This window comes from Pseudomonas sp. MF6396, from assembly GCF_002018915.1.
In the GTDB taxonomy this organism is placed as follows: Bacteria; Pseudomonadota; Gammaproteobacteria; order Pseudomonadales; family Pseudomonadaceae; genus Aquipseudomonas; species Aquipseudomonas palmensis.
The window spans coordinates 20,301-43,145 of the sequence record NZ_MVOK01000016.1 but is presented as its reverse complement, the minus strand read 5'-3'; the positions used below and the strand labels follow the sequence as shown (position 1 = coordinate 43,145).

At 64.8% G+C, this 22,845-nt stretch carries 19 protein-coding genes and 1 pseudogene; 7 read left to right on the top strand and 13 right to left on the bottom strand.

Going from position 1 to position 22,845, the window contains the following annotated elements; translation table 11 throughout:
• Positions 1–69: 69 nt before the first annotated feature.
• A complete protein-coding gene (locus MF6396_RS17020) occupies positions 70–1,362 on the bottom strand; it encodes an MFS transporter (RefSeq protein ID WP_043861683.1) in 1,293 nt (430 codons plus the stop codon).
• Positions 1,363–1,459: 97 nt separating this feature from the next.
• Between MF6396_RS17020 and MF6396_RS17015 the strand changes: the two genes are divergently transcribed.
• Complete coding sequence (locus tag MF6396_RS17015) at positions 1,460–2,443, top strand: Lrp/AsnC family transcriptional regulator (RefSeq protein WP_078481041.1); 984 nt, start codon at positions 1,460–1,462, stop codon at positions 2,441–2,443.
• Between the two features lie 36 nt (positions 2,444–2,479).
• On the opposite strand, the gene MF6396_RS17010 is transcribed toward MF6396_RS17015, so the two are convergent.
• The 3 genes from MF6396_RS17010 to MF6396_RS17000 all read right to left on the bottom strand — a co-directional run bounded on the left by MF6396_RS17010 (position 2,480) and on the right by MF6396_RS17000 (position 4,152).
• Positions 2,480–2,812, bottom strand: a complete 333-nt coding sequence (locus tag MF6396_RS17010; RefSeq protein ID WP_058540389.1) for a hypothetical protein — start codon at positions 2,810–2,812, stop codon at positions 2,480–2,482.
• Between the two features lie 76 nt (positions 2,813–2,888).
• A complete protein-coding gene (locus MF6396_RS17005; RefSeq protein WP_058540388.1) occupies positions 2,889–3,398 on the bottom strand; it encodes an autoinducer binding domain-containing protein in 510 nt (169 codons plus the stop codon).
• A 121-nt stretch (positions 3,399–3,519) separates the two neighbouring features.
• Positions 3,520–4,152, bottom strand: coding sequence for a hypothetical protein (locus MF6396_RS17000; protein ID WP_063611981.1), 633 nt, complete (start codon positions 4,150–4,152; stop codon positions 3,520–3,522).
• A 346-nt stretch (positions 4,153–4,498) separates the two neighbouring features.
• Here MF6396_RS17000 and katG point away from each other — a divergent pair, with 346 nt between their 5' ends.
• Complete coding sequence (katG, locus tag MF6396_RS16995; protein ID WP_043861685.1) at positions 4,499–6,769, top strand: catalase/peroxidase HPI; 2,271 nt, start codon at positions 4,499–4,501, stop codon at positions 6,767–6,769.
• 90 nt (positions 6,770–6,859) lie between these two features.
• Here katG and MF6396_RS16990 read toward each other — a convergent pair whose 3' ends face one another.
• The 4 genes from MF6396_RS16990 to MF6396_RS16975 all read right to left on the bottom strand — a co-directional run bounded on the left by MF6396_RS16990 (position 6,860) and on the right by MF6396_RS16975 (position 11,657).
• A complete protein-coding gene (locus tag MF6396_RS16990; RefSeq protein WP_202971266.1) occupies positions 6,860–8,728 on the bottom strand; it encodes a sensor histidine kinase in 1,869 nt (622 codons plus the stop codon).
• Positions 8,729–8,736: 8 nt separating this feature from the next.
• The gene (locus MF6396_RS16985; RefSeq protein ID WP_058540385.1) at positions 8,737–9,420 is read right to left on the bottom strand and encodes a LuxR C-terminal-related transcriptional regulator; all 684 of its coding nucleotides are present in this window, start codon (positions 9,418–9,420) and stop codon (positions 8,737–8,739) included.
• A 107-nt stretch (positions 9,421–9,527) separates the two neighbouring features.
• Positions 9,528–10,163, bottom strand: coding sequence for a LysE family translocator (locus MF6396_RS16980; protein ID WP_058540384.1), 636 nt, complete (start codon positions 10,161–10,163; stop codon positions 9,528–9,530).
• Positions 10,164–10,244: 81 nt separating this feature from the next.
• Positions 10,245–11,657 (bottom strand): aminotransferase-like domain-containing protein, encoded by a 1,413-nt coding sequence (locus MF6396_RS16975; protein WP_043861689.1) that lies wholly within the window; start codon positions 11,655–11,657, stop codon positions 10,245–10,247.
• Positions 11,658–12,017: 360 nt separating this feature from the next.
• Between MF6396_RS16975 and MF6396_RS16970 the strand changes: the two genes are divergently transcribed.
• The 3 genes and pseudogenes from MF6396_RS16970 (at position 12,018) to MF6396_RS29520 (ending at position 15,539) form a co-directional block, all read left to right on the top strand.
• Positions 12,018–13,433: an amino acid permease gene (locus tag MF6396_RS16970; protein ID WP_043861690.1), complete on the top strand. Its 1,416-nt coding sequence runs from the start codon at positions 12,018–12,020 to the stop codon at positions 13,431–13,433.
• A 222-nt stretch (positions 13,434–13,655) separates the two neighbouring features.
• Positions 13,656–14,681: pseudogene (locus tag MF6396_RS29525) on the top strand (HAMP domain-containing protein); the annotation flags it as partial.
• 30 nt (positions 14,682–14,711) lie between these two features.
• Positions 14,712–15,539 (top strand): methyl-accepting chemotaxis protein, encoded by an 828-nt coding sequence (locus MF6396_RS29520; RefSeq protein WP_370409199.1) that lies wholly within the window; start codon positions 14,712–14,714, stop codon positions 15,537–15,539.
• Positions 15,540–15,548: 9 nt separating this feature from the next.
• On the opposite strand, the gene MF6396_RS16960 is transcribed toward MF6396_RS29520, so the two are convergent.
• Positions 15,549–16,601, bottom strand: coding sequence for an NAD(P)-dependent alcohol dehydrogenase (locus MF6396_RS16960; protein WP_043861692.1), 1,053 nt, complete (start codon positions 16,599–16,601; stop codon positions 15,549–15,551).
• A gap of 183 nt (positions 16,602–16,784) precedes the next feature.
• Complete coding sequence (locus MF6396_RS16955) at positions 16,785–18,185, bottom strand: aminotransferase-like domain-containing protein (RefSeq protein WP_043861693.1); 1,401 nt, start codon at positions 18,183–18,185, stop codon at positions 16,785–16,787.
• A 171-nt stretch (positions 18,186–18,356) separates the two neighbouring features.
• Here MF6396_RS16955 and MF6396_RS16950 point away from each other — a divergent pair, with 171 nt between their 5' ends.
• Both MF6396_RS16950 and MF6396_RS16945 read left to right on the top strand, forming a co-directional pair.
• On the top strand, positions 18,357–19,130 hold the full coding sequence (locus MF6396_RS16950) for a class II aldolase/adducin family protein (protein WP_078481037.1): 774 nt from the start codon (positions 18,357–18,359) through the stop codon (positions 19,128–19,130).
• Positions 19,131–19,200: 70 nt separating this feature from the next.
• A complete protein-coding gene (locus tag MF6396_RS16945) occupies positions 19,201–20,235 on the top strand; it encodes an ABC transporter substrate-binding protein (RefSeq protein WP_078481036.1) in 1,035 nt (344 codons plus the stop codon).
• Positions 20,236–20,331: 96 nt separating this feature from the next.
• On the opposite strand, the gene MF6396_RS16940 is transcribed toward MF6396_RS16945, so the two are convergent.
• From MF6396_RS16940 to MF6396_RS29050, 3 genes are read right to left on the bottom strand one after another with little or no spacing between them, the layout of a single operon-like run.
• Complete coding sequence (locus tag MF6396_RS16940; RefSeq protein ID WP_078481034.1) at positions 20,332–21,651, bottom strand: aspartate aminotransferase family protein; 1,320 nt, start codon at positions 21,649–21,651, stop codon at positions 20,332–20,334.
• Positions 21,652–22,440, bottom strand: coding sequence for a phosphotransferase (locus MF6396_RS16935; protein ID WP_238596453.1), 789 nt, complete (start codon positions 22,438–22,440; stop codon positions 21,652–21,654).
• Positions 22,392–22,715, bottom strand: coding sequence for a hypothetical protein (locus tag MF6396_RS29050; protein ID WP_238596452.1), 324 nt, complete (start codon positions 22,713–22,715; stop codon positions 22,392–22,394). Before MF6396_RS29050 ends, MF6396_RS16935 begins: the two co-directional genes overlap by 49 nt.
• Positions 22,716–22,845: the final 130 nt, after the last annotated feature.

The following is a 22,845-nucleotide window of genomic DNA, read 5'->3' as shown; positions in this document are numbered from 1 at the left end:
GTGTGGGTCGGTAATCCCCGTATCCGATACTCGTTGACGGGGATTGCATGGCGTTGTTCGAGCCAGTGACTATTTCAGTGGCTTTCCGGCTGTTTCCGGCATTTTGATGAAGGTCACAAGCGTGAGCGCGGCGCCTGCGAGCACGTAGTAGAAGAACCAGCTCTCCTGACCGTTGCTCTGCAGCCAGGTCAGCAGATACGGCGTGGTACCGCCCAGCAGCGCCACCATCAGGTTGTAGGGAGCACCAATGCCGACGGCGCGAACGCGGCTGGGGAACTGTTCGGACATGATTGCCGGGGCGATGGAGGTATAGAGCGCGTACAGCATAAGGCCGAACAGCTCCACCATCAGGATCGACGAGAACGTCGGCTGCATGCTGGTGATGATCGGGTAGAAGAACACCAGGTAGCCCAGGGCGAACACGATCAGTTGCGGCTTGCGCCCGAACTTGTCAGAGAGCATGCCGAAGAGTGGGTGCACGAGCATGAACGCGACCATTGCAACCGTGTTTGCAGCGAACGCTGTCGAGGACTCCACGTGCAGCGCACGGATGGCATAGGTCGGGATGTAGATGACGAACAGGTAGAAGGCAAAGGTGCTCAGGATCGAAAAGCCCACGATCCGCAGGGTCTCGCGCGGATAATCGCGCAGCAGGGTGCGCAGCGGTTGCTTCTCTACCTTGTCTGCGGTTGGCGGCGTGGAGGCTTCTGCTTCAGGTACCGACATACGCAGCCAGATGCCTGCGATACCGCCCAGGGCGCCGAGCAGGAACGGAATGCGCCAGCCGAACTCTCTCATCTGTTCCTCGGTGAGGAGGGTGGTCAGCGCCCAGCCGATCGCCGAGGCGGTCAGAATGCCCGCGGCGGAGCTGAAGAACACAAAGCTCGAAAAGAACCCGCGACGGTGGTCCGGCGCCAACTCGGCAAGGTAGGTAGAGGCTGAAGCGTATTCACCGCCCAGCGACAGGCCTTGCATCAGGCGCGCTATCACCAGCAAGACCGGCGCGAGCAGGCCGATCTTCTCGTAGGTGGGGGTGATGCCGATCATCAGGGACCCGCCTGCCATCAGCAGGATGGTGACCCCCAGTGCCGATTTGCGGCCATAGCGATCAGAGTAGATCCCCAGGGCCCAGCCACCGATCGGGCGCATGAAGAACCCCACGGCGAAAATCGCGAAGGTCGCCAGCAGGGACGCCGTTTCGTCATTTTTTGGAAAGAATTGTGTGGAAAAGAACACCGCGAACGACGCATAGATCGTCCAATCGAACCACTCCACCGCATTGCCAATGCTGCCAGCAGCAATTTTGCGCGCGGTTGATACCTGCGGCTTTGCCGCTTCGGACGTTTGAGTCGCATAATTCATTGGCTTGTGCCTTTGGGTTTGAGTTGTAATTGTTTTTAGACATATGCGGCGTTTTTTTGTATTAATTTGGCCACTTGAGCGAAGGTATTGTAAGGATATGGTCTCGTCAACCGTTGATTCGGATGAAAAAAGACATTTTGCGTTGGATGACGCGGATCTGGCCTGCCTGATTGCACTGCAGGCGAACCCTCGCGGCACCTGGCGGGATCTGAGCGCCGGCTGCGATGTGGCGGAGCGTACGCTTTCGCGTCGCCTGCAACGCTTGATGGACAACGGGTATATCCGGGTGATCGGCGAGCTCGACCCGGTTGTGGTGGGGAGTGGCCCGGTGCTGCATGCCTGGATTCGGGTAGCAGACGGTCGTCAGAGCGAAGTGGCGCAGCACCTGGCGCAGTGGGTACAGACGCAGGTTGTGATGGCGACAACGGGCGAGTTCGACATCTTCACCGAGATCAACCTGCCCAGCGTGGAAGCGCTTTCTGACATGGTGGTGCGGGAGTTGCCGCTGGTGCCGGGGGTTAGGCAGGTTCAGACGCAGGTGGTGCTCAGGTCGTTCCGACGAGCCAGCCGCTGGCGCATTGATGGTTCGGTGCCTAGCGAGCCGGTGCTGGCCGGGCCTGTGAGCCTGAGTGCTGACGAAATGCGGTTACTCGGCGCCCTGACCCTGGATGGAAGGGCCAGCCTGGGCGTGCTTGCCGAGACATGTGGAGTCAGTGAGCCGAAGGTTCAGCGGATGCTGAGTGGGCTCGTCGACAGCAATGCCCTGACATTTCGTGTGGAGCTCGAGCCGTTGCTGGTGGGCTACGGGGTAGAGGCGATTGTGTCGTTGCAGACTCGACCGGGTGCGGCGGAGGGCATTGCCCAGGAACTGGCGAAGGATGAACACACGCGTTGCCTGTTTGGCACCAGTGGCGGCTCGCAGCTGTTCTGGCATGTGCTGTGCCGTGATATCCATGATCTATGGACCGTCTCGACCGCCCGCATGGGATCCCTGGAGGGGATCATCTCGTGTGAGACCAACACGGTGGTCAGGGCCTACAAAAGGGCGGGGCGGGTGCGTCGAGGGTTGATGGTCGAGTAGGGTTCATGCCTGCCTTTGTGCAAGCAACGTAGCTGGCTACGTTGCCTGTTTGGGCTTCCAGTAGTCCATCTCGGCCACCGCTCTTTCAATGTCATCCATGTCGTCGCAGCCCAGCGCGAGGTCGAACTTTTCAGTGATTGTTCTTCGCATGGCGGCCAGTCGACGGGTGATCTGGTTTTCATCGATGAACCGTGTCGTCTCTTCGCAATACAGCGCTCTGTCGCCTGGGCTGATGTCGCCATCAACATCCCTGTAGTAATGGCGGGCAATGTCTCTCAGGGAAATGAGCATGTATTCGATATCGGCGACAAGGTGGATGGCTTCTTCTCCAGACAGGAGGATTTCTCTGTTTTCCTTGAGCAGTTTCAATGGGTCTTCCACTCGATCTTTGAACGGGCCAGGTAGCGAGGATATCCCATGTGGCGCTGGCGAACCCCGTTGCGGGTCACTCGGATGATGACGGCCCCTGCGGGTCATTCACCAGAGCGGCCGCCGTCGCATGCAGCACCTGCACCAGCCACAGCACCGCGGCCCCCTTGCGGTAAAGCTCATTGACGGTCACGGGCGGGTGTTGGCGTACCACGCTCAAGCTGCTGAACCTGCCGTGCTCATCGTGAAAGGGTTGGGTCCAACCGAGGCAAACGCCGTGATCCTGCGCGCCTGCCCACAACTCGGGGGGGTTGGTGAAAGCCTCTGGTGTCCACAGCAACGGGAAGGATGAGTGCCGGCTGTGCGCAAGCAGGGGATCAACGACCGCAGGCTCATGGCGACGGTAGCGCTCGCCCCATGGGTTGGGGCAGTTGCTTTGTGTGATCGAAAACGTCGGGGTGGTGAAACTGAAGGCGTAGCAGTCGAAACCCAGGCACCGAAGCAGCTTTTCCAATTGCGCCAACTGGTTGTCCAGGTCCTTCGAGCACACCAGCTGACGCAGTTGCTCCGTTGTCCAGTGATCCATCGTTGCTCATCCCTGCATGATGTGAACATCCGTGGATACAGATCAGTTTCTCCTGATAAATACGTATCAGATGCGCCTTTTACGACTGTAGCTCAGCTTTTTTGCGCTATTGCAAAAAGCGCTAACGCTTTTGCCGGGTGGCCTGCCTCTGGTCGTACCCGCCCTCAGGGTCAAGCTCGCGCAAGCTTGCGGGCCCTTGTGCCGGTGATTCACCAGTCACCCGGCACAGCAACGCGCTGACTCGCTCGCCGTCCACCACACCCCGTGCCTGCAAGAGGTCGGCCACTGCTACCAGCCCCGCCCAGTACCGGCGTACCAGGCAGCCGGACCGGGCGATGGCCAGGGCCTCGGCATCGAGCAGCTTGTGCGCGGGCAACAGGCTGATCAGTTCATGCCCGCGGCAGCGGTCGCCACGGCCGCTGCCGCGCAAGACCCGGTCATAGCGTGCGTGCCGGTGGATGGCTTCGGCCACGGGCCCGGCAAAGCAGTGCAGCAGGTCGCGCTCGATGGGTTCGACGAGGGAGGGCAGGTATTCGGCAATGCCACGGGCGGCGAAGGCCGGGTGCACGATCAGGTAGTCCGCCTCCACCAGCCCCTCGGCAAAGTGCGCACGCCCGTTCAGGTCGATCAGCGGGCCGCTGGCGGCCTGGGCGTGGGTCAGCACGGTCACCCGTGCAATGGGCTGGCCGTTCCACCACACGGCCAGGGCGTGACCGGCCTCGTGGATGGCGGTTGAACGCGGGCGCATGTCCATGGGGCGAGCCTCCCGTGGGGTGGTCGCTCGCCCTGACTACGCCTGCGTTATCGGTGCACGGCTCAGCGAGCGTTTGTCCTACCTTCTGCTCCCTGGCGGGTTCCGTATAAGAGATTATGGCTATCACCCACCAATACTGCGGCTATTTGCCGACTCGGGGGCGGCGAACTAGCCTTAGTTCGGTGCCGGTGCCAGCTGGCCGACCCATCCTGATGAAGAGACAAGATCGCGGCGCTCAGCCGTTCGAGTCGTTGACGATGCAACCTGTGTAACTGATTTCGCACGTTGCCACGGCGCCCTGGCAGGGCTGCCTGGCGACATGAACTCGACCAAGGGTAGCTCTCACATGGCAACTGAATCGAAATGCCCGTTCAATCATGCCGCCGGCGGTGGCACCACCAACCGTGACTGGTGGCCCAACCAGCTCAACCTGAAGATCCTGCATCAGCACGTGCCCCAGGCCGACCCGCTGGGCGAGGGCTTCGACTATGCCCAGGCGTTCAAGAGCCTGGACTTCCAGGCCCTCAAGCAGGACCTCACCGCGCTGATGACCGACTCGCAGGACTGGTGGCCGGCCGACTTCGGCCATTACGGGCCACTGTTCGTGCGCATGGCCTGGCACAGTGCGGGCACCTACCGTACCGGCGACGGGCGCGGCGGTGCCGGCTCCGGCCAGCAGCGCTTCGCGCCGCTCAACAGCTGGCCCGACAACGTCAGCCTCGACAAGGCGCGGCGGCTGCTGTGGCCGATCAAGCAGAAGTACGGGCGGGCGATTTCCTGGGCCGACCTGATCGTGCTCACCGGCAACGTGGCGCTGGAGTCGATGGGCTTCAAGACCTTCGGCTTTTCCGGCGGTCGCCCGGACGTGTGGGCGCCGGACGAGGACGTGTACTGGGGCTCGGAGAACAAGTGGCTGGGCGGCGACACGCGCTACGGCAAAGACCCTGAAGCCATGCAGCCGCCGGGCGAGGGCACCCTGGTGGCCGAACCCGAGCAGCACGGCAACGAAGAAAGCCGTACCGAGCAGGGCCGCAACCTGGAGAACCCCCTGGCCGCAGTGCAGATGGGGCTGATCTACGTGAACCCGGAAGGCCCGGAAGGCAACCCCGACCCGGTCGCCGCCGCCAAGGACATTCGCGAGACCTTCGGGCGCATGGCCATGAACGACGAGGAAACCGTGGCCCTGATCGCCGGCGGCCACGCCTTCGGCAAGACCCACGGCGCCGGCCCGGCCGACAACGTGGGCCCCGAGCCTGAAGCGGCAGGCCTGGAGGAACAGGGCCTGGGCTGGAAGAACAGCTTCGGCACCGGCAAGGGCCCGGACACCATCACCAGCGGCCTGGAAGTGACCTGGACCACCACCCCGACCCGCTGGAGCAACAACTTCCTGGAGAACCTGTTCGGCTTCGAGTGGGAGCTGACCAAGAGCCCGGCCGGGGCCCACCAGTGGACGCCCAAGGGCGGCGCCGGGGCCGGCATCATCCCCGACGCCCACGACCCGTCCAAGCGGCGCAACCCCACCATGCTGACCACCGACCTGTCGCTGCGCTTCGACCCGATCTACGAGAAGATCTCGCGCCGCTACCTGGAAAACCCCGACCAGCTGAGCGATGCCTTTGCCCGCGCCTGGTACAAGCTGATCCACCGTGACATGGGCCCGCTGTCGCGCTACCTGGGCCCGGAACTGCCCGCTGAGGAGTTGCTGTGGCAAGACCCGATTCCCAAGGTCGACCACCCGCTGGTCGATGATGGCGACATCGCTGCGCTCAAGGCCAAGGTACTGGCCTCGGGCCTGTCGGTGGCGCAGCTGGTGTCCACCGCATGGGCGGCGGCTTCCACCTTCAGGGGCTCGGACAAGCGCGGCGGTGCCAATGGCGGGCGGCTGCGCCTGGCCCCGCAGAAGTTCTGGCAGGCCAACCAGCCCGAACAGCTGGCCACCGTGCTCGCGACCCTGGAAGGCATCCAGAACGAATTCAATGGGGCGCAGGCCGGTGGCAAGAAGATCTCCCTGGCCGATCTGATCGTGCTGGCGGGCAACGCCGGCGTCGAGCAGGCTGCGAAAAACGCCGGGCATACGGTCACGGTGCCGTTCACGCCGGGGCGCACCGATGCCAGCCAGGAGCAGACGGACGTGGAGTCGTTCGGCTTTCTCGAACCCATTGCCGATGGTTTTCGCAACTACCTCAAGGGGCACTACCGCGTGCCGGCCGAAGCGCTGCTGATCGACAAGGCGCAACTGCTGACGCTCAGTGCACCGGAGATGACGGTGCTGGTGGGCGGCCTGCGGGTGCTGGGGGCCAATGTGGGCCAGAGCAGCCATGGCGTGTTCACCCAGCGGCCGCAGGCGCTGACCAATGACTTCTTCACCCACCTGCTGGACATGGGCGTGGAGTGGAAGCCGGTGTCCGAGGCCGCTCAGGCGTTCGAAGGGCGTGATCGCAAAAGCGGGCAGGTGAAGTGGACCGCGACCCGGGTCGACCTGGTGTTCGGCTCGAACGCGCAATTGCGGGCCGTGGCCGAGGTGTATGCCAGTGCGGATGCGCAGCAGCAGTTCGTCAGCGACTTCGTGGCGGCCTGGGCCAAAGTGATGAACCTGGACCGTTTCGATGTGAAGTAGCGCGTTCGTCGGCAAGGCCGGCCTCTGCAGAGCAGCACAACCCCTGCAGGGGCCGGCCTTGCCGGCCAAGCGAATGCCTGCAGTACCGGCTCACACGCTGGCCGGCACCTCCCGTTGCAGCGCAAGGCGTGCAACAAGCCGCGTACAACCCGGCAGCGAAACCACCTCCAACTGACCGCCCACCCGGGCGATGCGCGCATGCATGCTGCGCATGCCCACGCTCACCCCGGCGCGCTGTACCGCCAGCACGTCGAAGCCGATACCGTCATCCTCGATGTTCAGCTCCAGGCTGTCGGGCTGCGGCTGCTGCAGCTCAACCTGCACATGCCGGGCACGGCTGTGCTTGACCACATTGGTCAGCGACTCTTCCACCAGGCGTGTCAATGCCATGCACTGCAAGGCGCTGGGCGGTGTGCGCCACTGCGCGGCAAAGTGCCAGGTGCAGGTCACATCCAGTTCGTCGAACAGCTGGGTGAAGCGATGGCGCAGCGGGGCGATCCATTCCTGCGGCGTGGCCGGCACCTTGATGCCGGCGCTAGAGCCATTGTCGATGGTCTGGCGCAGGTCATCACGCAGCAATTTGAGCATCGACAGAAACTGCGGGCCCTGCAGCGGCGTGCTGGCCTGCTCGACCATGGCCATCATGCGCACCAGCGAGCCGCCCAGCCCATCATGCAGGTCGTGGGCGATCTGCAGGCGGTCCTGCAGGCGGGAGTTGGTCAGCGCCAGGGCGTGTTCGCGTTCGAGGGTGGTGGCCAGTTCCCCGCGAGCGCGCTCGATGCCTTCGGCCAGCTCCAGGTTGAAGCGCTCGATACGGCGCACGCTGCGCGCATGGCGCAAGCCCAGCACCACCGACATGCACAGGGTCGTCACCACACTGGTGAGCGGTGTCCACGCGGGCGTTTCGCCGATCAGCTTCAGCATTATCAGCAGGTCATGGGCCCCGGCCAGCATGAATATCAGCAGGCTGGCGGCCAGCCACACATGCTCGGGCCGCCGGGTGCGCAAGGCATGCAGCTGAAACTGCAGGCAGTTGAGGAAAAACACCGTCGCCGTGCTCAGCACCGCCACCAGTTGCGCGTTGCCGACGCGGGCATCCGGGGCCAGTGCCATCAAGGCCACCAGTGCGGCAGTCAGCAGCCAGAGTGCCTTCTCCAGGCGCGGCAGCGATTGCCCGCCAAAGCGCCAGACAAACACGCAGAAACAGGTGACGTACATCACCAGTGCGATGCCGTTGAAGCGCGCAGCCATCAGGGTGGTGGAGAAGGGCCAGGGGCTGGTCATCAGTATATTGGCGATGAACAGCACCCAGCACAGGGCCATGGCCGCATACCAGCCAAAGATCCGTTGCTCGCGGCGGATCACCCAGATACAGAAGAACAGCCCGCCCAGCACCGCCGAGACGGTCAGGTTGAGCACGAACAACGAGCGGTTGGTCCACAGCAACTCTTCATACAGCTGGCGTGCCGAGGCCTCATCCCCCAGGTACACCGGCCCCAGCCCGGGTGACTGTACCGCCAGGCCCACCACACGTACCCACAGCGTGTTGACGCCTTCGTGCAGCAGGCCTTCGGGCAGGTGCCAGTAGCGGGGCATGTTCCAGCTGCGTGACAGCGGCTCGCTCAGCTGGCTGTCACGCCACAGGCGCTGGTCGTTGACGAACACTTCGCCGGCCATGATCACCGAGCGCAGCGTCAGTGCCACCGGCCTGCGTTGACCGGCCGCGCAGTCGCGCTGCCACTGGAGGCGGTACCACACCGTGCCGTCGTGCTGCGGCCAGCGTCGGCTCCAGTCGTCGGGCAGGGTCACGGCCTGCCAGGGGCCGGCCTCGGGGCGGTTGCCCTGGTCATCACCCTGGGCGGCGGCTACCGACAGCACCTGCACGGTGCAGCTTGCACCGCCCGGCGTTGCAGCCTGCGCTGCACCCGACAGGCACAGGACGAGCAGCCAGCACGCCATCAGGCCTCTCAATCGAGCAGACCACGCGTGCGTGCCGCATGGATGGCGCGGGTGCGCGAAGACACCGCCAGCTTGCGATAGATGCGTTTGACGTGGCATTCGACGGTGTAGCGCGACAGGTTCAGCTGTTCGGCGATTTCGCGGTTGCCCAGGCCCTCGGCCACCAGGCGCAGGATCTGGTCTTCACGCGGGGTCAGGCGTTCGCCATCGGCGGTGTCGACCGGCTGGGCGGCCCCCGGGCGCAGTTCCTCGATGATGCGCCGGGCCACGAACGGGTCGATGGGGGCGCCGCCGCGCAGCACGCTGCGCAGCGACAACAGGATCTCCAGGTCGTCGCGTTCCTTGAGCACATAGCCGGTGGCGCCTGCCCGCAGCGCCGCGAGCAGGGTGTCTTCGGTGCTCCATGCCGAGATCACCAGGATCGCCTGGCCGGGGTCGGTGGCGTGCATCTCTTCGATCAGCTCGATGCCGTTGCCGTCGGGCAGGCCCAGGTCTACCAGCGCCAGCGCCACCGGCTGCACTGCCAGGCAGGCGCGGGCCTCGGCCAGCGAGCTGGCGAACAGCAGGGCCTCGGGCCGGTAGCCCAGTTGCAGCAGCAGGGCTTCCAGGCGGCGGTGGATCAGCGGCTCGTCCTCCACCAGCAGTACCGGCGCGAGCAGCGTGGGTTCGGGAACAGTCGTCTGGATAGGCATGGGCAGTCTCGGGCGCGCGGTGGGGGCGACTGTGCCCCATGCAGCGGCCAATAGGTATCCCTGAAAACAGGTAAAAGAAGCCTCATAGCCTACCCCACGCCCCGGTGCTAGCCCAGCGCCATTACCGCGATCACGCCCAGCGCCAGCAGCACCAGCATCGCCCCCGTGGCCCGCTCTAGCCACGGCAGGGCACGGGCGAAGCGGCGGCGCACGTGGCGGTTGCCGATCACCACCGCCACCAGCAGGTCCCACGCCAGCACCACGCCGAACATCCACAGGCCGTAGGCCAGCTTCCAGCCAGGGCTTGCCTGCGGCCCGCTCAGCATGGCCGCCAGGCTGGCGTAGAACAGCGCGTTCTTGGGGTTGAGGATGCCGGACACCACCCCCATGCCGGCGGCGCCCAGCCAGGTGGTGGCCGCGGGCGACGGTGCCGGCGACCCCTGCGGGGCAACCTCCAGCGTGCTGGCACCGGCATGGCGGATGAACAGCCAGCCCAGGTACAGCAGGTAGGCGCAACCGGCCAGTTGCAGCACGATGAACAGCGTGCTGTGCGGCTGCAGCACCGACACGCCGGTAAAGGCGGCGACGATGAACACCCCGTTGGCCAGTGCGATGCCCAGGCAGGCTCCGCTGGCCACGCGCCAGTTGGTGGCCAGGGAGGTGCGTGCCACCAGGAAGAAATCCGGCCCGGGTGACAGCAGCGCCAGAAAGTGCGCTGCTGCAATGATCAGGAACTGCTCCATGTAACCTTCACTTCTATGGATGTGGGTCCAGGAAGTGTGTGGCGGGGCCGGGGGCGGCGTATTGAACAAAATTGCTCAGGTTCAGGCGGCGTGACGGGCGAACAGCTTTTCCAGTTGCTGCCACAAGGCCGGGTCGGTGCTGAACGCCACGTTGAAGCGCATCCAGCCGGTGGCCTGGGCGTCGACCATGAACAACTGGCCGGGGCCGATCATGATGCCGCGCTCCAGGGCGTCGTCCACCAGCGCTGCGCTGTTGGCGATCTGCGGGTGGCGGGTCCACAGGTACATGCCCTCGTCGGACTCGACGAAAATCTCGAAGCCCAGGCGGTTCAGGCGCCGGCTGACCTCCTGCTGCGCCTCGGCCAGGCGCTGGCGCAGGCGCTTGAGGTGCTTGCGCCAGCGCCCATCGGTGATGGCCGCATACACCACGCGCTCCATCACCTGTGAGGTGGTCAGGCCCGAGCGCATCTTCAGTTGCAGCAGCTTCTGGATCAGTTCGGGGTTGGCCAGCATGTAGCCCACCCGCACGTTCGGCGAGATGCTCTTGGAATAGCTGCCCACGTACACCACCTGCTGCAGGTGGTCCAGGCTGCTCAGGCACGGTTGCGGTTCGGCCACCATGTCGGCGTACAGGTTGTTCTCCACCAGGCGAAAGCCGTGTTGCGCCGACAGTTGCAGCAGGCGGTGCAGTTGCGCCAGCGGGGTGCGCGAGCAGGTGGGGCTGTGCAGGTGCGGCTGGGTGAAGAACACCGTGGGCCGGTGGTGGGCCAGCAGCCGCTCGAGATGCTCCAGGTCATACCCGGCCGGGGTGCGCGGCACGCCGATCAGGGTGGCGCCCTGAAAGCGCAGGATGCTCATCAGGTTGGGGTAGCCCGGGTCGTCCACCAGCACCACATCGCCTGGGCGCACCAGGGTGCGCACCGCCAGGTCCAGCGCCTGGCTGGCGCCGTGGGTGAGCATCAGCTGGTTGGGGTTGGCCACGATGCGCTGGTCCTGTTCCAGGTTCTGCGCGGTGAGGGTGCGCAGCTCGAGCAGGCCCATGGGGTCGCCGTAACCGCTCAGTTCCATCACGCTGCCGGCCACCTGGCGCAGGCCGCGGCGCAGGCCGTCCTCGAACATCCACTCGTTGGGCAGCCAGCCACAGCCGGGCTTGAAGGCCAGTTGGCGGCTTTCGAAGATGTTCTGCAGGTACCACTCGGAGTTGAACTCCGGCTTGCCCGGCTCGGCGTCGCTGGCCTGGCTTTCGATGCGCTCGTTGACCGAGCGGTTGACGAAGAAGCCGGCATTGCCGCGGCTGACCAGCAGGCCCTGGGCCACCAGCCGATCGTAGGCTTCGACCACGGTGAAGGTGCTGACCGAGTAGGTGGCGGCGAAGGCGCGGATGGACGGTACCTTGGCACCGGGTTTGAGGGTCTGGTTCTCGATCAACTCACGCAACCCGTTGATGATCTGGTTGACGAGCGGGGGGGCGGAGTCGGGTCGTAATTCAAGCATGTTGGGGCTGTGCCTTCAGGGTGCGTAACGCCTGGCGCCTGCAGGGAACGGGGGTGTACTGCATTGGCGGCCTGTACAGTGCAGTGCATATTTCACGGCGCTGTGCATGGCTCTCTGTGTCGTACATTTTTACATTAGGGGTCTGTATTCGCCAGCTAAAGCATGTTGAGAGGCCCGATCACTACCGCCAGGGGCAAGCCCCCGGGCGTGCACAGCACGATTGCCGACCTTCAAGGCCATGGATGCCCGCCGGGTTTGCGATCCATCCCGTACACAATCAGACACTGACGAGCAATGAAGCCCGGCATTCGCCGGTCTTGCGTGTTCGCTGGAAAAAGAAAAACAAGGGGTAGACAACTGATGGACGCTACATCGACTTCCACATCCTCCAAGGTGGAGCCCGAGAGCAAGCTTAGCGCTTCGCTCAAATCGCGCCACCTGACCATGATGTCCATCGCCGGGGTGATCGGCGGTGCGCTGTTCGTGGGCTCGGGGAGTGTGATCCACAGCGCCGGGCCGGCCGCCATCCTGGCGTACCTGGCCGGCGGCATCCTGGTGGTGCTGATCATGCGCATGCTGGGTGAAATGGCCACCTCCTCGCCAGACACCGGCTCGTTCTCCACCTACGCCGAGCGCGCCATCGGGCGCTGGGCAGGCTTCACCATCGGCTGGTTGTACTGGTGGTTCTGGGTCATCCTGATGGCCTGGGAAGCCTACGTGGCGGGCAAGATCCTGCACGGCTGGTTCCCCTCCATCAGCGTCAACGTGTTCGTGCTGGCCACTACCCTGGTGCTGATCAGCGTCAACTTCTTCAACGTCAAGCACTACGGGGAGTTCGAATTCTGGTTCGCGCTGATAAAGGTGGTGGCGATCATATGCTTCCTTGTGGTGTGCGGGCTGGCCGTGGCCAACCTGTGGCCCACCGGTGAGGTCCACGGCATCAGCAACCTCACGGCCCAGGGCTTCATGCCCAATGGGGTGGAGGCAGTGGTGGTGGCCATGCTGGGGGTGATGTTCGCCTTCCTGGGCGCCGAAATCGTGACCATCGCGGCCGCCGAGTCGAAGAACCCGTCCGAGCAGATCGTCAAGGCCACCAACTCGGTGGTGTGGCGTGTGTGCCTGTTCTATGTGGGTTCGATCTTCCTGATCGTGGCCCTGGTGCCGTGGAACGACCCGCTGATGGGCCAGTCGGGCTACGGTTCGTACCGTCGTACCCTGGAACTGCTGGGCATTCCGGGCGCTGAGTTCGTGATGAACTTCGTGGTGCTGACCTCGGTGAGCAGCTGCCTGATCTCGGCGCACTACACCGCCTCGCGCATGCTGTTCTCGCTGTCGACCCGCGGTGATGCACCGTCGTTCTTCAAGATCACCCGCGCCGGTACCGGTGTGCCGGTGTTCGCCATCATCGGTTCGTGCTCGGTGGCGGTGTTCGTCGCCCTGATCAACTTCAGCGACACCCTGCGCCCGAAAGACGTGCTGGACGTGCTGATGAACACCACCGGCATGATCGCCTTGCTGGTGTACCTGGTGATCGCGTTCTCGCAACTGAAGATGCGCCGCAAGCTGGAAGCCGAGGGCAAGGAAATCCGCCTGAAGATGTGGCTGTTCCCGTGGCTGACCTACCTGGTGATCGTGTTCATCATCGGGTGCCTGGTGACCATGGCCTTTGTGCCGGACTACCAGGTACTGGTGTTCTCCACCGGTGCGGCGGCGGCCATCGTGGCACTGATGGGCGTGTTCATGCACGTGCGTGCGGCCAGGCAGCTCAAGGGCTGACAGGCACCATGACGAAAAAGACCAGGGCCGCAAACGGCCCTGGTTTTTTTTTGCCTGCCCGCGGCGCGGATGCCGCCCGCCGGGTTCGTCCTACAAGCAGTGGCCGTGATGCCGGTAAACAATCCCCATTACGGCACCGGGCAATCATCGCAACGTTGATTGCAGTGTGCCAGTACGCCTGCCTAGCATGCCCGTTTGCTCGATTCGGCACGGAGTGCAGGCATGAAGATCGTTCACAAGGCTGGCCTGGCGGCCGCCACATTGCTGTTCATTACCACCGGATTGCTGTCGGTCACGCAGGTCAGCCAGGTGCGCGACGCCCTGCACAAGCAAGTGTCTGCCGGCATCGCCGAGTCCAGCGGTGCCCTGGCCCGGCAGATAGAGAACTGGCTGAACGCCAAGCTCAAGCTCATGGGCCTGGTGGCGCAGGCCATCGACAGCCGCTACAGCCCTGAAAACACCCAGCGCATCATCGACAGCCCGATGCTCAAGGACGAGTTCATCCTGATATTCGGCGCCTTGCAACGCGACGGCAAACCCCTCACCAACACGCCCAGCTGGCGCCCCGATGCGAGCTGGGACGGGCGCACACGGCCCTGGTATGCCGTCGCCAAGGGCGCCGACAAGGCGGTGCTCACCGAACCCTACATCGACTCGGCCACTGGCGAAACGCTGATTTCGGCGGTCACGCGCCTCCACGATGGCGCTACCTTCGCCGGCGTGCTGGGCGGCGATATCCGCCTCAAGAGCGTGGCCGATGCCATCAATACCCTGGACTTCAACGGCGCCGGCCATGCCTTTCTGCTCAGCCGCAACGGCACGATCATTTCCCACCCCGACAGCCAGTACAACGGCAAGCCCTACAGCAGCCTGTTCGATGGCCAGCACCCGGCGCTGGACAGCCAGCTGCAGACGGTTAGAACCGGCGATCACGATTCACTGGTGTCCTTCACCCCGCTGACCTACCTGGAGGGCATGGACTGGCTGATCGGCGTGGTGCTCGACCAGCGCATCGTGATGGCCGAGGCCGACAGCCTGACCTGGCGTGCAGTGCTGGCCACGCTGCTCGGCGTGCTGGTGAGCCTCGTGGTGCTGGGCCTGCTGCTCGGGCGCCTGCTCAAGCCGCTGGAGCTGCTGCACCGCTCGTTCCATGAGGTCAACCAGGGCGACGGCGACTTGACGCGGCGCCTGCCCGACGGCGGCAATGACGAGGTGTCGTTGGTGTCGCGCGAGTTCAACGGCTTTCTGGGCAACCTGCAGAACCTGATCCATCAGGTGATGAGCACCTCCAACCAGGTGCGTGAGAGCACCCACCTGACGTCGGCCGAAGCCACCCGGACCGATGAGCGCCTGCAGCGCCAGTTGCAGGAGCTGGACCAACTGGCCACGGCCATGCAGGAGATGGCCTCCACCGCCGAAGACGTCGCGCGCAACGCCCAGGCAGCGGCGCAGGCCGCAGTGATTGCCGACGAGGAAGCACACGGCGGCGAGGACGTGGTGCGACGCTCGACCGCGGCGATCCGGCAACTGGCCAGCGAAATGGACGACACTGGCCATGCAATCAATGACCTGTCGCGCCTCAGCGACAACATCGAGTCGATCCTGGCGGTGATTACCAGCATTGCCGAGCAGACCAACCTGCTGGCGCTCAATGCTGCCATCGAGGCTGCACGTGCCGGCGAGACGGGGCGAGGTTTCGCGGTGGTGGCCGACGAGGTGCGCACGCTGGCCTCGCGCACCCAGCAGTCGACCCAGGAGATCCGCCAGATGATCGACCAGCTGCAGGCCGGGGTGCGCCACGCCGAGTCGCGCATGCAGCACAACCGCGACAGCGCCGGCAAGACCGCCGAGGAGGCGGGCGCGGCCAACGACAGGCTCGTGCGCATTCGCCAGGCGATCACCCGCATCAACGACATGAACACCCAGATCGCCACCGCGGCCGAGCAGCAGAGCGCCACCAGCGAAGAGATCAACCGCAACACCACGACCATTCGCGACATCAGTCATGAAGTGGCCGCAGGCACCCAGGTGCAGGTGCGCCAGTGTGCGGTGATGGTGGAGCAGGTGGGGCAACAGCACCACCTGCTGGGGCGCTTCAACCTGTGAGGCGGGGGCTCAGGCCTTGAGCGAGGCCATGTCGATCACGAAGCGGTACTTCACGTCGCCGGCGATCATGCGGCTGTAGGCCTCGTTGATGTGCTGGATGTCGAGCATCTCGATGTCGCAGCAAATGCCGTGCTCGGCGCAGAAGTCCAGCACCTCCTGGGTTTCGGCGATGCCGCCGATCAGCGAGCCGGCCAGTACGCGGCGCTTGAGCACCAGGTTGGCGGCGTGCAGGGGCGGCTCCACCGGTTCGATCAGGCCCACCAGGATGTGCACGCCGTCGAACTTCAGGGTTTCCAGGTAGGGGTTGAGATCGTGCTGCACCGGGATGGTGTCGAGCAGAAAGTCGAAGTGCCCGGCCACGGCGGCCATCTGCGCGGCATCGGTGGACACCACCACATGGTCGGCGCCCTGGCGGCGGGCTTCCTCGGCCTTGCTGGCCGAACGGGTGAACAGGGTGACTTCGGCGCCCATGGCCTTGGCCAGCTTGATGCCCATGTGACCCAGGCCGCCCATGCCGAGGATGCCGACCTTGTGCCCGGCCTTGACCCCGTGGTGCTTGAGCGGCGAATAGGTGGTGATGCCGGCGCAGAGGATCGGCGCGGCGCTGGCCAGGTCCATGCCGGCCGGGATGCGCACCACGAAATGCTGGTCGACCACGATACTGCTGGAATAGCCGCCCATGGTGTTGCTGCCGTCGACCCGGTCGGGGGTGGCGTAGGTCATGGTCGGGCCTTCGAGGCAGTACTGTTCCAGGTTGGCGGCGCAGGCCTGGCAGTGGCGGCAGGAGTCGACCATGCAGCCCACACCCACCAGGTCACCCACCTGATAGCGGCTGACGCTGGCGCCCACGGCAGTGACCTTGCCCACGATTTCGTGGCCGGGCATCAGCGGGTACACGGCGATGCCCCATTCGTTGCGGGCCTGGTGGATATCGGAGTGGCACACGCCGCAGTAGAGAATCTCGATGGCCACGTCGTCGGGGCGTGGGCTGCGGCGCTGGAAGGTCATGGGGGCGAGGGGTGTGGTGGCCGACTGGGCGGCGTAGCCGATGGCGGTGTACATGGGGGAACCTCGCAAAAGCAATGACGGTAGAGGCGGCGCATTGTCCGCGCGGGCAACGGGCGTGCCCACCGGCATTCCTCTGCGTGTCATGCCTGATTCTCCGGACCTGCGGGGGTGTCGCCCGGGCGGGCCTCTTCGCCGGCAAGGCCGGCGCCTACTGACGAAGAGGCGAGTCGAATCCGGTCAGTGCGCGGCCTGCTCCAACAGCCGGTAGATCCGCTCATCCTGCGCGTGCGCCACATTGAAACGCAGCCACGGCACCACCCGCGCATCGGGCATGAACAGTTGCCCGGGCGCGAGCAGAATCTTGTGTTCGCGTGCGTCCATGGCCAGTGCCGTGGCGTCTTCGACCTGGGGGTGACGGGCCCACAGGAACAACCCCGCATGGGGCTTGACGAAGATCTCCATGCCCACCGCCTCGAGCTTGCGCGCCACCTGTTCATGGGCCAGGGCCAGGTTGGCCTGCAACTGCTTGACGTGCTTGCGGTGGCGCCCCTGCAGCAGCACCTCCAGTGCCAGTTCCTCGGCAATTGCCGAGGTGGTCAGGCCGCTGGCCATCTTCAGTGGCACCAGTTCGTCGATCAGGTCGCGGTGCGCGGCAACGAACCCCACCCGCAGCGACGGCGCGATGCTCTTGGAGAAGCTGGCCACGTAGATCACCCGCGCCAGCTGGTCCATGCCTGCCAGCGCCTGCTGGTCGGACGGGTCGAGGTCGGCGTAGATGTCGTTTTCCACGATCAGGAAGTCGTACTTTTCCGCCAGTTGCAGCAGACGGTGGGCCACCGCCAGTGTCAGGCTGGTGCCGGTGGGGCATTGCAGGCGCGTGTTGGTGAAGAACACCTTGGGCCGGTGTTCGCGGATCTGCGCCTCGAGCACGTCCAGGTCGATGCCGTCGCGGGTGCGTGGCACCCCCAGCAGACGGGCCCCCTGCAGGCGCAGGTTGAGGAACAGGTTGTGGTAGCCCGGTTCGTCCACCAGCACGCTGTCGCCGCGGTGCACCAGGTAGCGCACCAGCAGGTCCAGCGCATGGCTGGCGCCGCTGGTCAGCAGAATCTGCTCGGGGTGGGCGTTGACTCGGGTATCGAGCAGTTTCTCCACCAGCCGGGCGCGCAGGTTGGCGCACCCCTTGGCATGGCCGTAGCCGGTGAACTCGCTCGGGTCGCGGCGGCTCAGGGCGCGCAGGCTGCGCTGCACCCCGTCATCGTCGCTCCAGGGCTCGGGCAGCAGGCCGATGCCCGGGCGCAGGTCCATGCCCAGCGGCTGGAACACCTTCTGCAGCAGCAGGTAGGCGTCGAAGTCGAAGGCATCGTCGCTGGCACTGGGCATCGGCGGCGGGGCGGGGGTGTCGGGGGCGCTGCGTACATAGAAGCCGGCATTGCGCACCGCCGTCAGGTAACCCAGGGCCACCAGCCGGTCATAAGCCTCGACGGCGGTGAAATGGCTGACCTTGTGGGTTTGCGCGAACTTGCGGATGGAGGGCAGCTTGGTGCCCGGGCGCAAGCGCTGTTCGTTGATCGCGAGGGTGATGCCCGCAACGATCTGGTTGACCAGCGACTGCGACGAGCTGGCATCCAACAACATCATAGAAAACATCCGTCAGGCGAGGGTGTGGCGGTGGGTGTACTGGTGAAAACACCATAACAGGGCCGGCACAACCAGCGCGTTCTGTGCATGGTGGGCCGCCGGGGGCTGCTGCAACATCCCTGCATGCCGGCGGGCCAAGTGCCCGAAACATACCATGAACAAGGAGGCGCGATGCACCCCAACACCCCGCGGATCGACGCGCAGCAGGTTTCGCCCGAAGAGTGGCAGACCCGTTGCGACCTGGCAGCGCTGTACCGGCTGCTGGCCCACTTTCGCATGACCGATCTGATCGACACGCACATCTCGGCCCGTGTCCCCGGCGAGCCGGGGCATTTCCTGATCAACCGCTACGGCGTGCTGTTTCACGAAATGCGCGCCTCGGACCTGATCAAGATCGACCACCACGGCAACACCATCGACCCTGGCTATGACGCCGGCAGCGTCAACCGTGCCGGCTTCAACATCCATTCGGCGATCCACGCCGCACGTCCGGACCTGGCCTGTGTGGTGCACACCCATACCGCTGCCGGCATGGCCGTGTCGGCCCAGGAGCAGGGGCTGTTGCCGATCACCCAGCATGCGCTGAAGTTCTATCGCCGCCTGGGTTACCACGACTACGAGGGCATTGCGCTGAACCCGGCCGAAGGCGAGCGCCTGGTCAGGGACCTGGGCCCGCACATGGCGATGATCCTGCGCAACCATGGCCTGCTGGCCGCCGGGCGCTGCATTGCCGAAGCCTTCAACCAGATCTACTTCCTGGAGCGCGCCTGCCAGGCGCAGGTACAGGCACTGGCGGGCAACTCGCCGCTGCGCCTGCCGGACGAAGCGGTCTGCGAACTGACCGCGCAGCAGTCCGACGCCGAATTCGATCAGCAACTTCACCTGTTGGCCTGGACCGCCGCCTTGCGCCTGATCAGTGGTGATCAGGTGGATTACCGAAGCTGAAGTGCGACCACCCGAAAGGACGCCCAGCGTGTATCAACTCTGCCAAAACCAATAAATTACAGAGGTAGACATGAAAAGAACCACCATTGCCGCCGTGTTGCTCAGTGCTTTTGCCGCCAACGCCCTTGCTGCCGAAATCACCGTGATTTCGTTTGGCGGTGCCAGCAAGGATGTACAGACCGAGGCCTTCTACGCCCCCTTTGCCGCCGCCAGCCACAGCAAGGTGGTAGCGGGTGAATACAACGGCGAAATGGGCCGGATCAAGGTCATGGTCGACACCAACAGCGTCAACTGGGACGTGGTGCAGGTCGAGAGCGCCGAACTGATCCGTGGCTGCGAGGAGGGCCTGTTCGAACACCTGGACCTCAACCGTATCGGCAAGGAATCGGATTTCGTGCCCGGCACCCTGTCGGACTGCGGCGGCGGCCTGCTGGTATGGTCGATGGCACTGGCCTACAACGGCGACAAGCTCAAGCAGGCGCCTACCGGCTGGAGCGATTTCTGGGACACCAAGAAGTTTCCGGGCAAGCGCAGCCTGCGCAAGGGCGCCAAGTACACCCTGGAAGCGGCACTGATGGCCGATGGCGTGCCGTATGCCGACGTGTACAAGGTGTTGTCGACGCCGGAAGGGGTGGAGCGTGCATTCCGCAAGCTGGACCAGATCAAGCCCGACATCCAGTGGTGGGAGGCCGGTGCGCAGCCGATGCAGTTCCTGGCCAGCGGCGATGTGGTGATGAGCACCGCGTTCAACGGCCGGGTGTTCGCCGCACAGGCGGCCGGCGCCAATGTGCACACGGTATGGAATGGCAGCATCTACGCGATCGACTCGTGGGCGATCCCCAAGGGCAGCAAGAACAAGGCCCTGGCCGAGGACTTCATCGCGTTTTCGCTGCGCCCGGAAAACCAGAAGATCCACACCACCAAGCTGGGCTATGGGTCGACCAACCTGCATACCGCCGGGCTGCTTGACCCTGCACTGGCGGCGCAGTTGAACACCGCGCCGGACAACCTGGCACAGGCCATCCCGATGGACAGCGAGTTCTGGGTCAACAACGGCGAAGACCTCGAGCAGCGCTTCAATGCCTGGGTTGCCAAGACCAAGTGAGTGAACCCCTTCGCCAGCAAGGCTGGCTCCTGCACCAATCGTTGTAGGAGCCAGCCTTGCTGGCGAAAGGGCCACAACCGTCAATGCCTCTCGCTGTCAGTTCAGCGACTTCAGCACCGCCTCCAGCGTCTGCACGAACAGATCGGCATGCTCGCGCTGGAAGATCAACTGCGGCCTGATCTTGAGGATGTTGGCCGCCGGCCCCGCCGAACTGATCAGCACGCCACGTTCACGCATGCCGTTCACCACCCGTGCCGTTGCCTCGGTGGCCGGCGCCTTGCTGGCACGATCGGTCACCAACTCGACCCCCACGAACAGCCCGGCCCCGCGCACGTCGCCAATCAGCGGGTAGCGCTCGGCAAGCCCTTGCAGACCCGCCTTGAAGTATTCGCCCACCGCCGCGCAGTTGGCCATCAGGCCTTCGCCCTGGATCACGTCGAGCACCGCGTTGGCTGCTGCACATGACACCGGGTTGCCGCCGAAGGTGTTGAAGTAGCGGGCGGTGCGACCGAACGCATCGAGCACCTCGCCGCGGAACACCGCACCGGCAATCGGCTGGCCGTTGCCCATGGGTTTGCCCATGGTGACGATGTCGGGCTGCACGCCATGGCGCTGGTAGCCCCACATGTGCGAGCCGGTACGGCCAAAGCCCGATTGCACCTCGTCGGCGATGTACAGCAGGCCCTCTTCGCGGGCCACGGCCACCGCCTGTTGCAGGAAGCCGGCCGGGTCGGACAGCACGCCATCGCTGGCGAAGATGCCGTCGAGCAGCAGTGCTGCCGGCTTGATCCCGCAGCGGCGCAGGTCGGCGATGGCGGCGCGCACGTCGTCGGCGAAGATCTGTGCCACGTTCTCGGCGCTCAGGCGGTAGGCGTCGGGAGCCCGCACGGTACGCACGAAGTCACCCACCGGCACGCCCGCACCCAGCGAAGGCGAGGCGGCGGCGATCTGGTCGGTCACGCCGTGGTAGGCCAGCTGGGTCACGATCAGGCCGGTACCGCCGGTGTACTGACGGGCGATGCGCAGGGCCAGGTCGTTGGCCTCGCTGCCGGTGCAGGTGAACATCACCTGGTCCAGCTCGGGCGGGAAGGTGGCCAGCAGTTTCTCGGCATAGTCGAGGATGCCTTCATGCAGGTAGCGGGTGTGGGTGTTGAGCACCTTGGCCTGCTCGTACAGCGCCTCGACCACCTTGGGGTGGCAGTGGCCGATGGAGGCCACGTTGTTGTAGGCATCCAGGTAACGCTTGCCGTCGGCGTCGTACAGCCACACGCCTTCACCCTTGACCAGGTGCAGCGGGTGTTCGTAGAACAGGCGGTAGGCCGGGCCCAGCACGCGCGCACGGCGCTCGATCAGGGCACGTTCGGTTTCGCTAAGGCGTGCGGCATCTTCGGCGGTGAAGCCATTGATCATGGTCATTTACAGCGTCTCCTCGGAGCAGATACGACGAATCTGTTGCTGCGCGACCTCGCGCGGCACGTCAGCCAGGGCCTTCAGGCCACGCCAGGCAGACGGCGCGTTGCGCAGGATGTAGGTGCGGTTTTCCGGGTACAGCGCAGCGCGCCAGTTGGTGATGGTCACGGTCAGCACCAGGCGGGTGGCGATCAGGTCCACCAGCAGTTCCTGTTCCAGCGGCTCCAGCGGCGCGATGCGGTGGTAGGCGCGGATGAACGGTGCAGCGTGTTCCAGCGGGTCGCCCTGGCTGCCCAGTTGATAGGCGGCGCCCACGGCCAGGTCGTTGACCAGCGGGGCATGCACCATGTCGCCGAAATCGAGGATGTTGCGCACCGGGTGCGGCTGGCTGGCATCGACGATCACGTTGTGCGGGTTCAGGTCGTTGTGGATCACCTGGGCGCGCAGGCCCTTGAGGTGCGGTTGTGCGTGGCGCTCGAAGTTGTCCAGAAAGTGCTGGGCCAGCTGGCGCTCTTCACGGTCCTGGATCAGGCCGATCTTGTCGCTCAGCCGCGAGGCGTGCTTGAGGTCCCACAGCAGCTCGTGCCCGGCGCCGGGGTGGAAGAAGCCGCGCAGGGCCAGCCCCAGGCGGGCCAGGTGCTCGCCCAGGCTGCTGCGCAGCGCCACGTCGGGGTGTTCGACGCGGTGCAGGCAGATCCCGTCGACGAACGAGAACAGCCGCACCAGCAGCGGCTGGCCATCGAACATCAGCGGGATCTGGTAGCTGCCGCTGGTGTTGGGGTAGATGCGCTGCACCGCCAGGGTCGGGTCGCAGTGCTGGATGTGCAGCAGCGCCTGGTTCTTGAGTCGGCCACCTGCGGGTCTTCGGCCGCGTTGGAGACCTTGAGCAGGTACTGGGCGCCGTCGGCGCAGGTGATCTGGAAGTTGAGGTCACGCTCGCCGGTGAGCAGGCGGCATGCGCCGTGCAGGCCGAAGTACTGCGCTGCCACGGCCTGCGCCTGTTCGGCCGAAACCTTGGGCGGAGCTGCGACCAGCAATGCGTCGAAGGCAGGGGGTGTGTGAAGGGTCACTGAACATCACTCTGTCGATTGCCGGGAAAGCTGGGGTGTCAGGCCAGCACTGGTTCGAACATAGGCCTGTTTGGCTATATCGGTTATATCCAGAGTTGATCAGTTGTTAAGGCCACTTGTATGCTCGCGG

Coding starts and splice junctions, on each gene's coding strand:
- MF6396_RS16980 (WP_058540384.1), bottom strand. CDS start 10,163: ATGGAGCAGTTCCTGATCATTGCAGCAGCGCACTTTCTGGCGCTGCTG.
- MF6396_RS17005 (WP_058540388.1), bottom strand. CDS start 3,398: ATGGATCACTGGACAACGGAGCAACTGCGTCAGCTGGTGTGCTCGAAG.
- MF6396_RS16955 (WP_043861693.1), bottom strand. CDS start 18,185: ATGATGTTGTTGGATGCCAGCTCGTCGCAGTCGCTGGTCAACCAGATC.
- katG (WP_043861685.1), top strand. CDS start 4,499: ATGGCAACTGAATCGAAATGCCCGTTCAATCATGCCGCCGGCGGTGGC.
- MF6396_RS29520 (WP_370409199.1), top strand. CDS start 14,712: ATGAGCACCTCCAACCAGGTGCGTGAGAGCACCCACCTGACGTCGGCC.
- MF6396_RS17015 (WP_078481041.1), top strand. CDS start 1,460: ATGGTCTCGTCAACCGTTGATTCGGATGAAAAAAGACATTTTGCGTTG.
- MF6396_RS16950 (WP_078481037.1), top strand. CDS start 18,357: ATGCACCCCAACACCCCGCGGATCGACGCGCAGCAGGTTTCGCCCGAA.
- MF6396_RS16945 (WP_078481036.1), top strand. CDS start 19,201: ATGAAAAGAACCACCATTGCCGCCGTGTTGCTCAGTGCTTTTGCCGCC.
- MF6396_RS16960 (WP_043861692.1), bottom strand. CDS start 16,601: ATGTACACCGCCATCGGCTACGCCGCCCAGTCGGCCACCACACCCCTC.
- MF6396_RS16990 (WP_202971266.1), bottom strand. CDS start 8,728: ATGGCGTGCTGGCTGCTCGTCCTGTGCCTGTCGGGTGCAGCGCAGGCT.
- MF6396_RS16970 (WP_043861690.1), top strand. CDS start 12,018: ATGGACGCTACATCGACTTCCACATCCTCCAAGGTGGAGCCCGAGAGC.
- MF6396_RS17000 (WP_063611981.1), bottom strand. CDS start 4,152: ATGGACATGCGCCCGCGTTCAACCGCCATCCACGAGGCCGGTCACGCC.
- MF6396_RS17020 (WP_043861683.1), bottom strand. CDS start 1,362: ATGAATTATGCGACTCAAACGTCCGAAGCGGCAAAGCCGCAGGTATCA.
- MF6396_RS16975 (WP_043861689.1), bottom strand. CDS start 11,657: ATGCTTGAATTACGACCCGACTCCGCCCCCCCGCTCGTCAACCAGATC.
- MF6396_RS16940 (WP_078481034.1), bottom strand. CDS start 21,651: ATGACCATGATCAATGGCTTCACCGCCGAAGATGCCGCACGCCTTAGC.
- MF6396_RS16985 (WP_058540385.1), bottom strand. CDS start 9,420: ATGCCTATCCAGACGACTGTTCCCGAACCCACGCTGCTCGCGCCGGTA.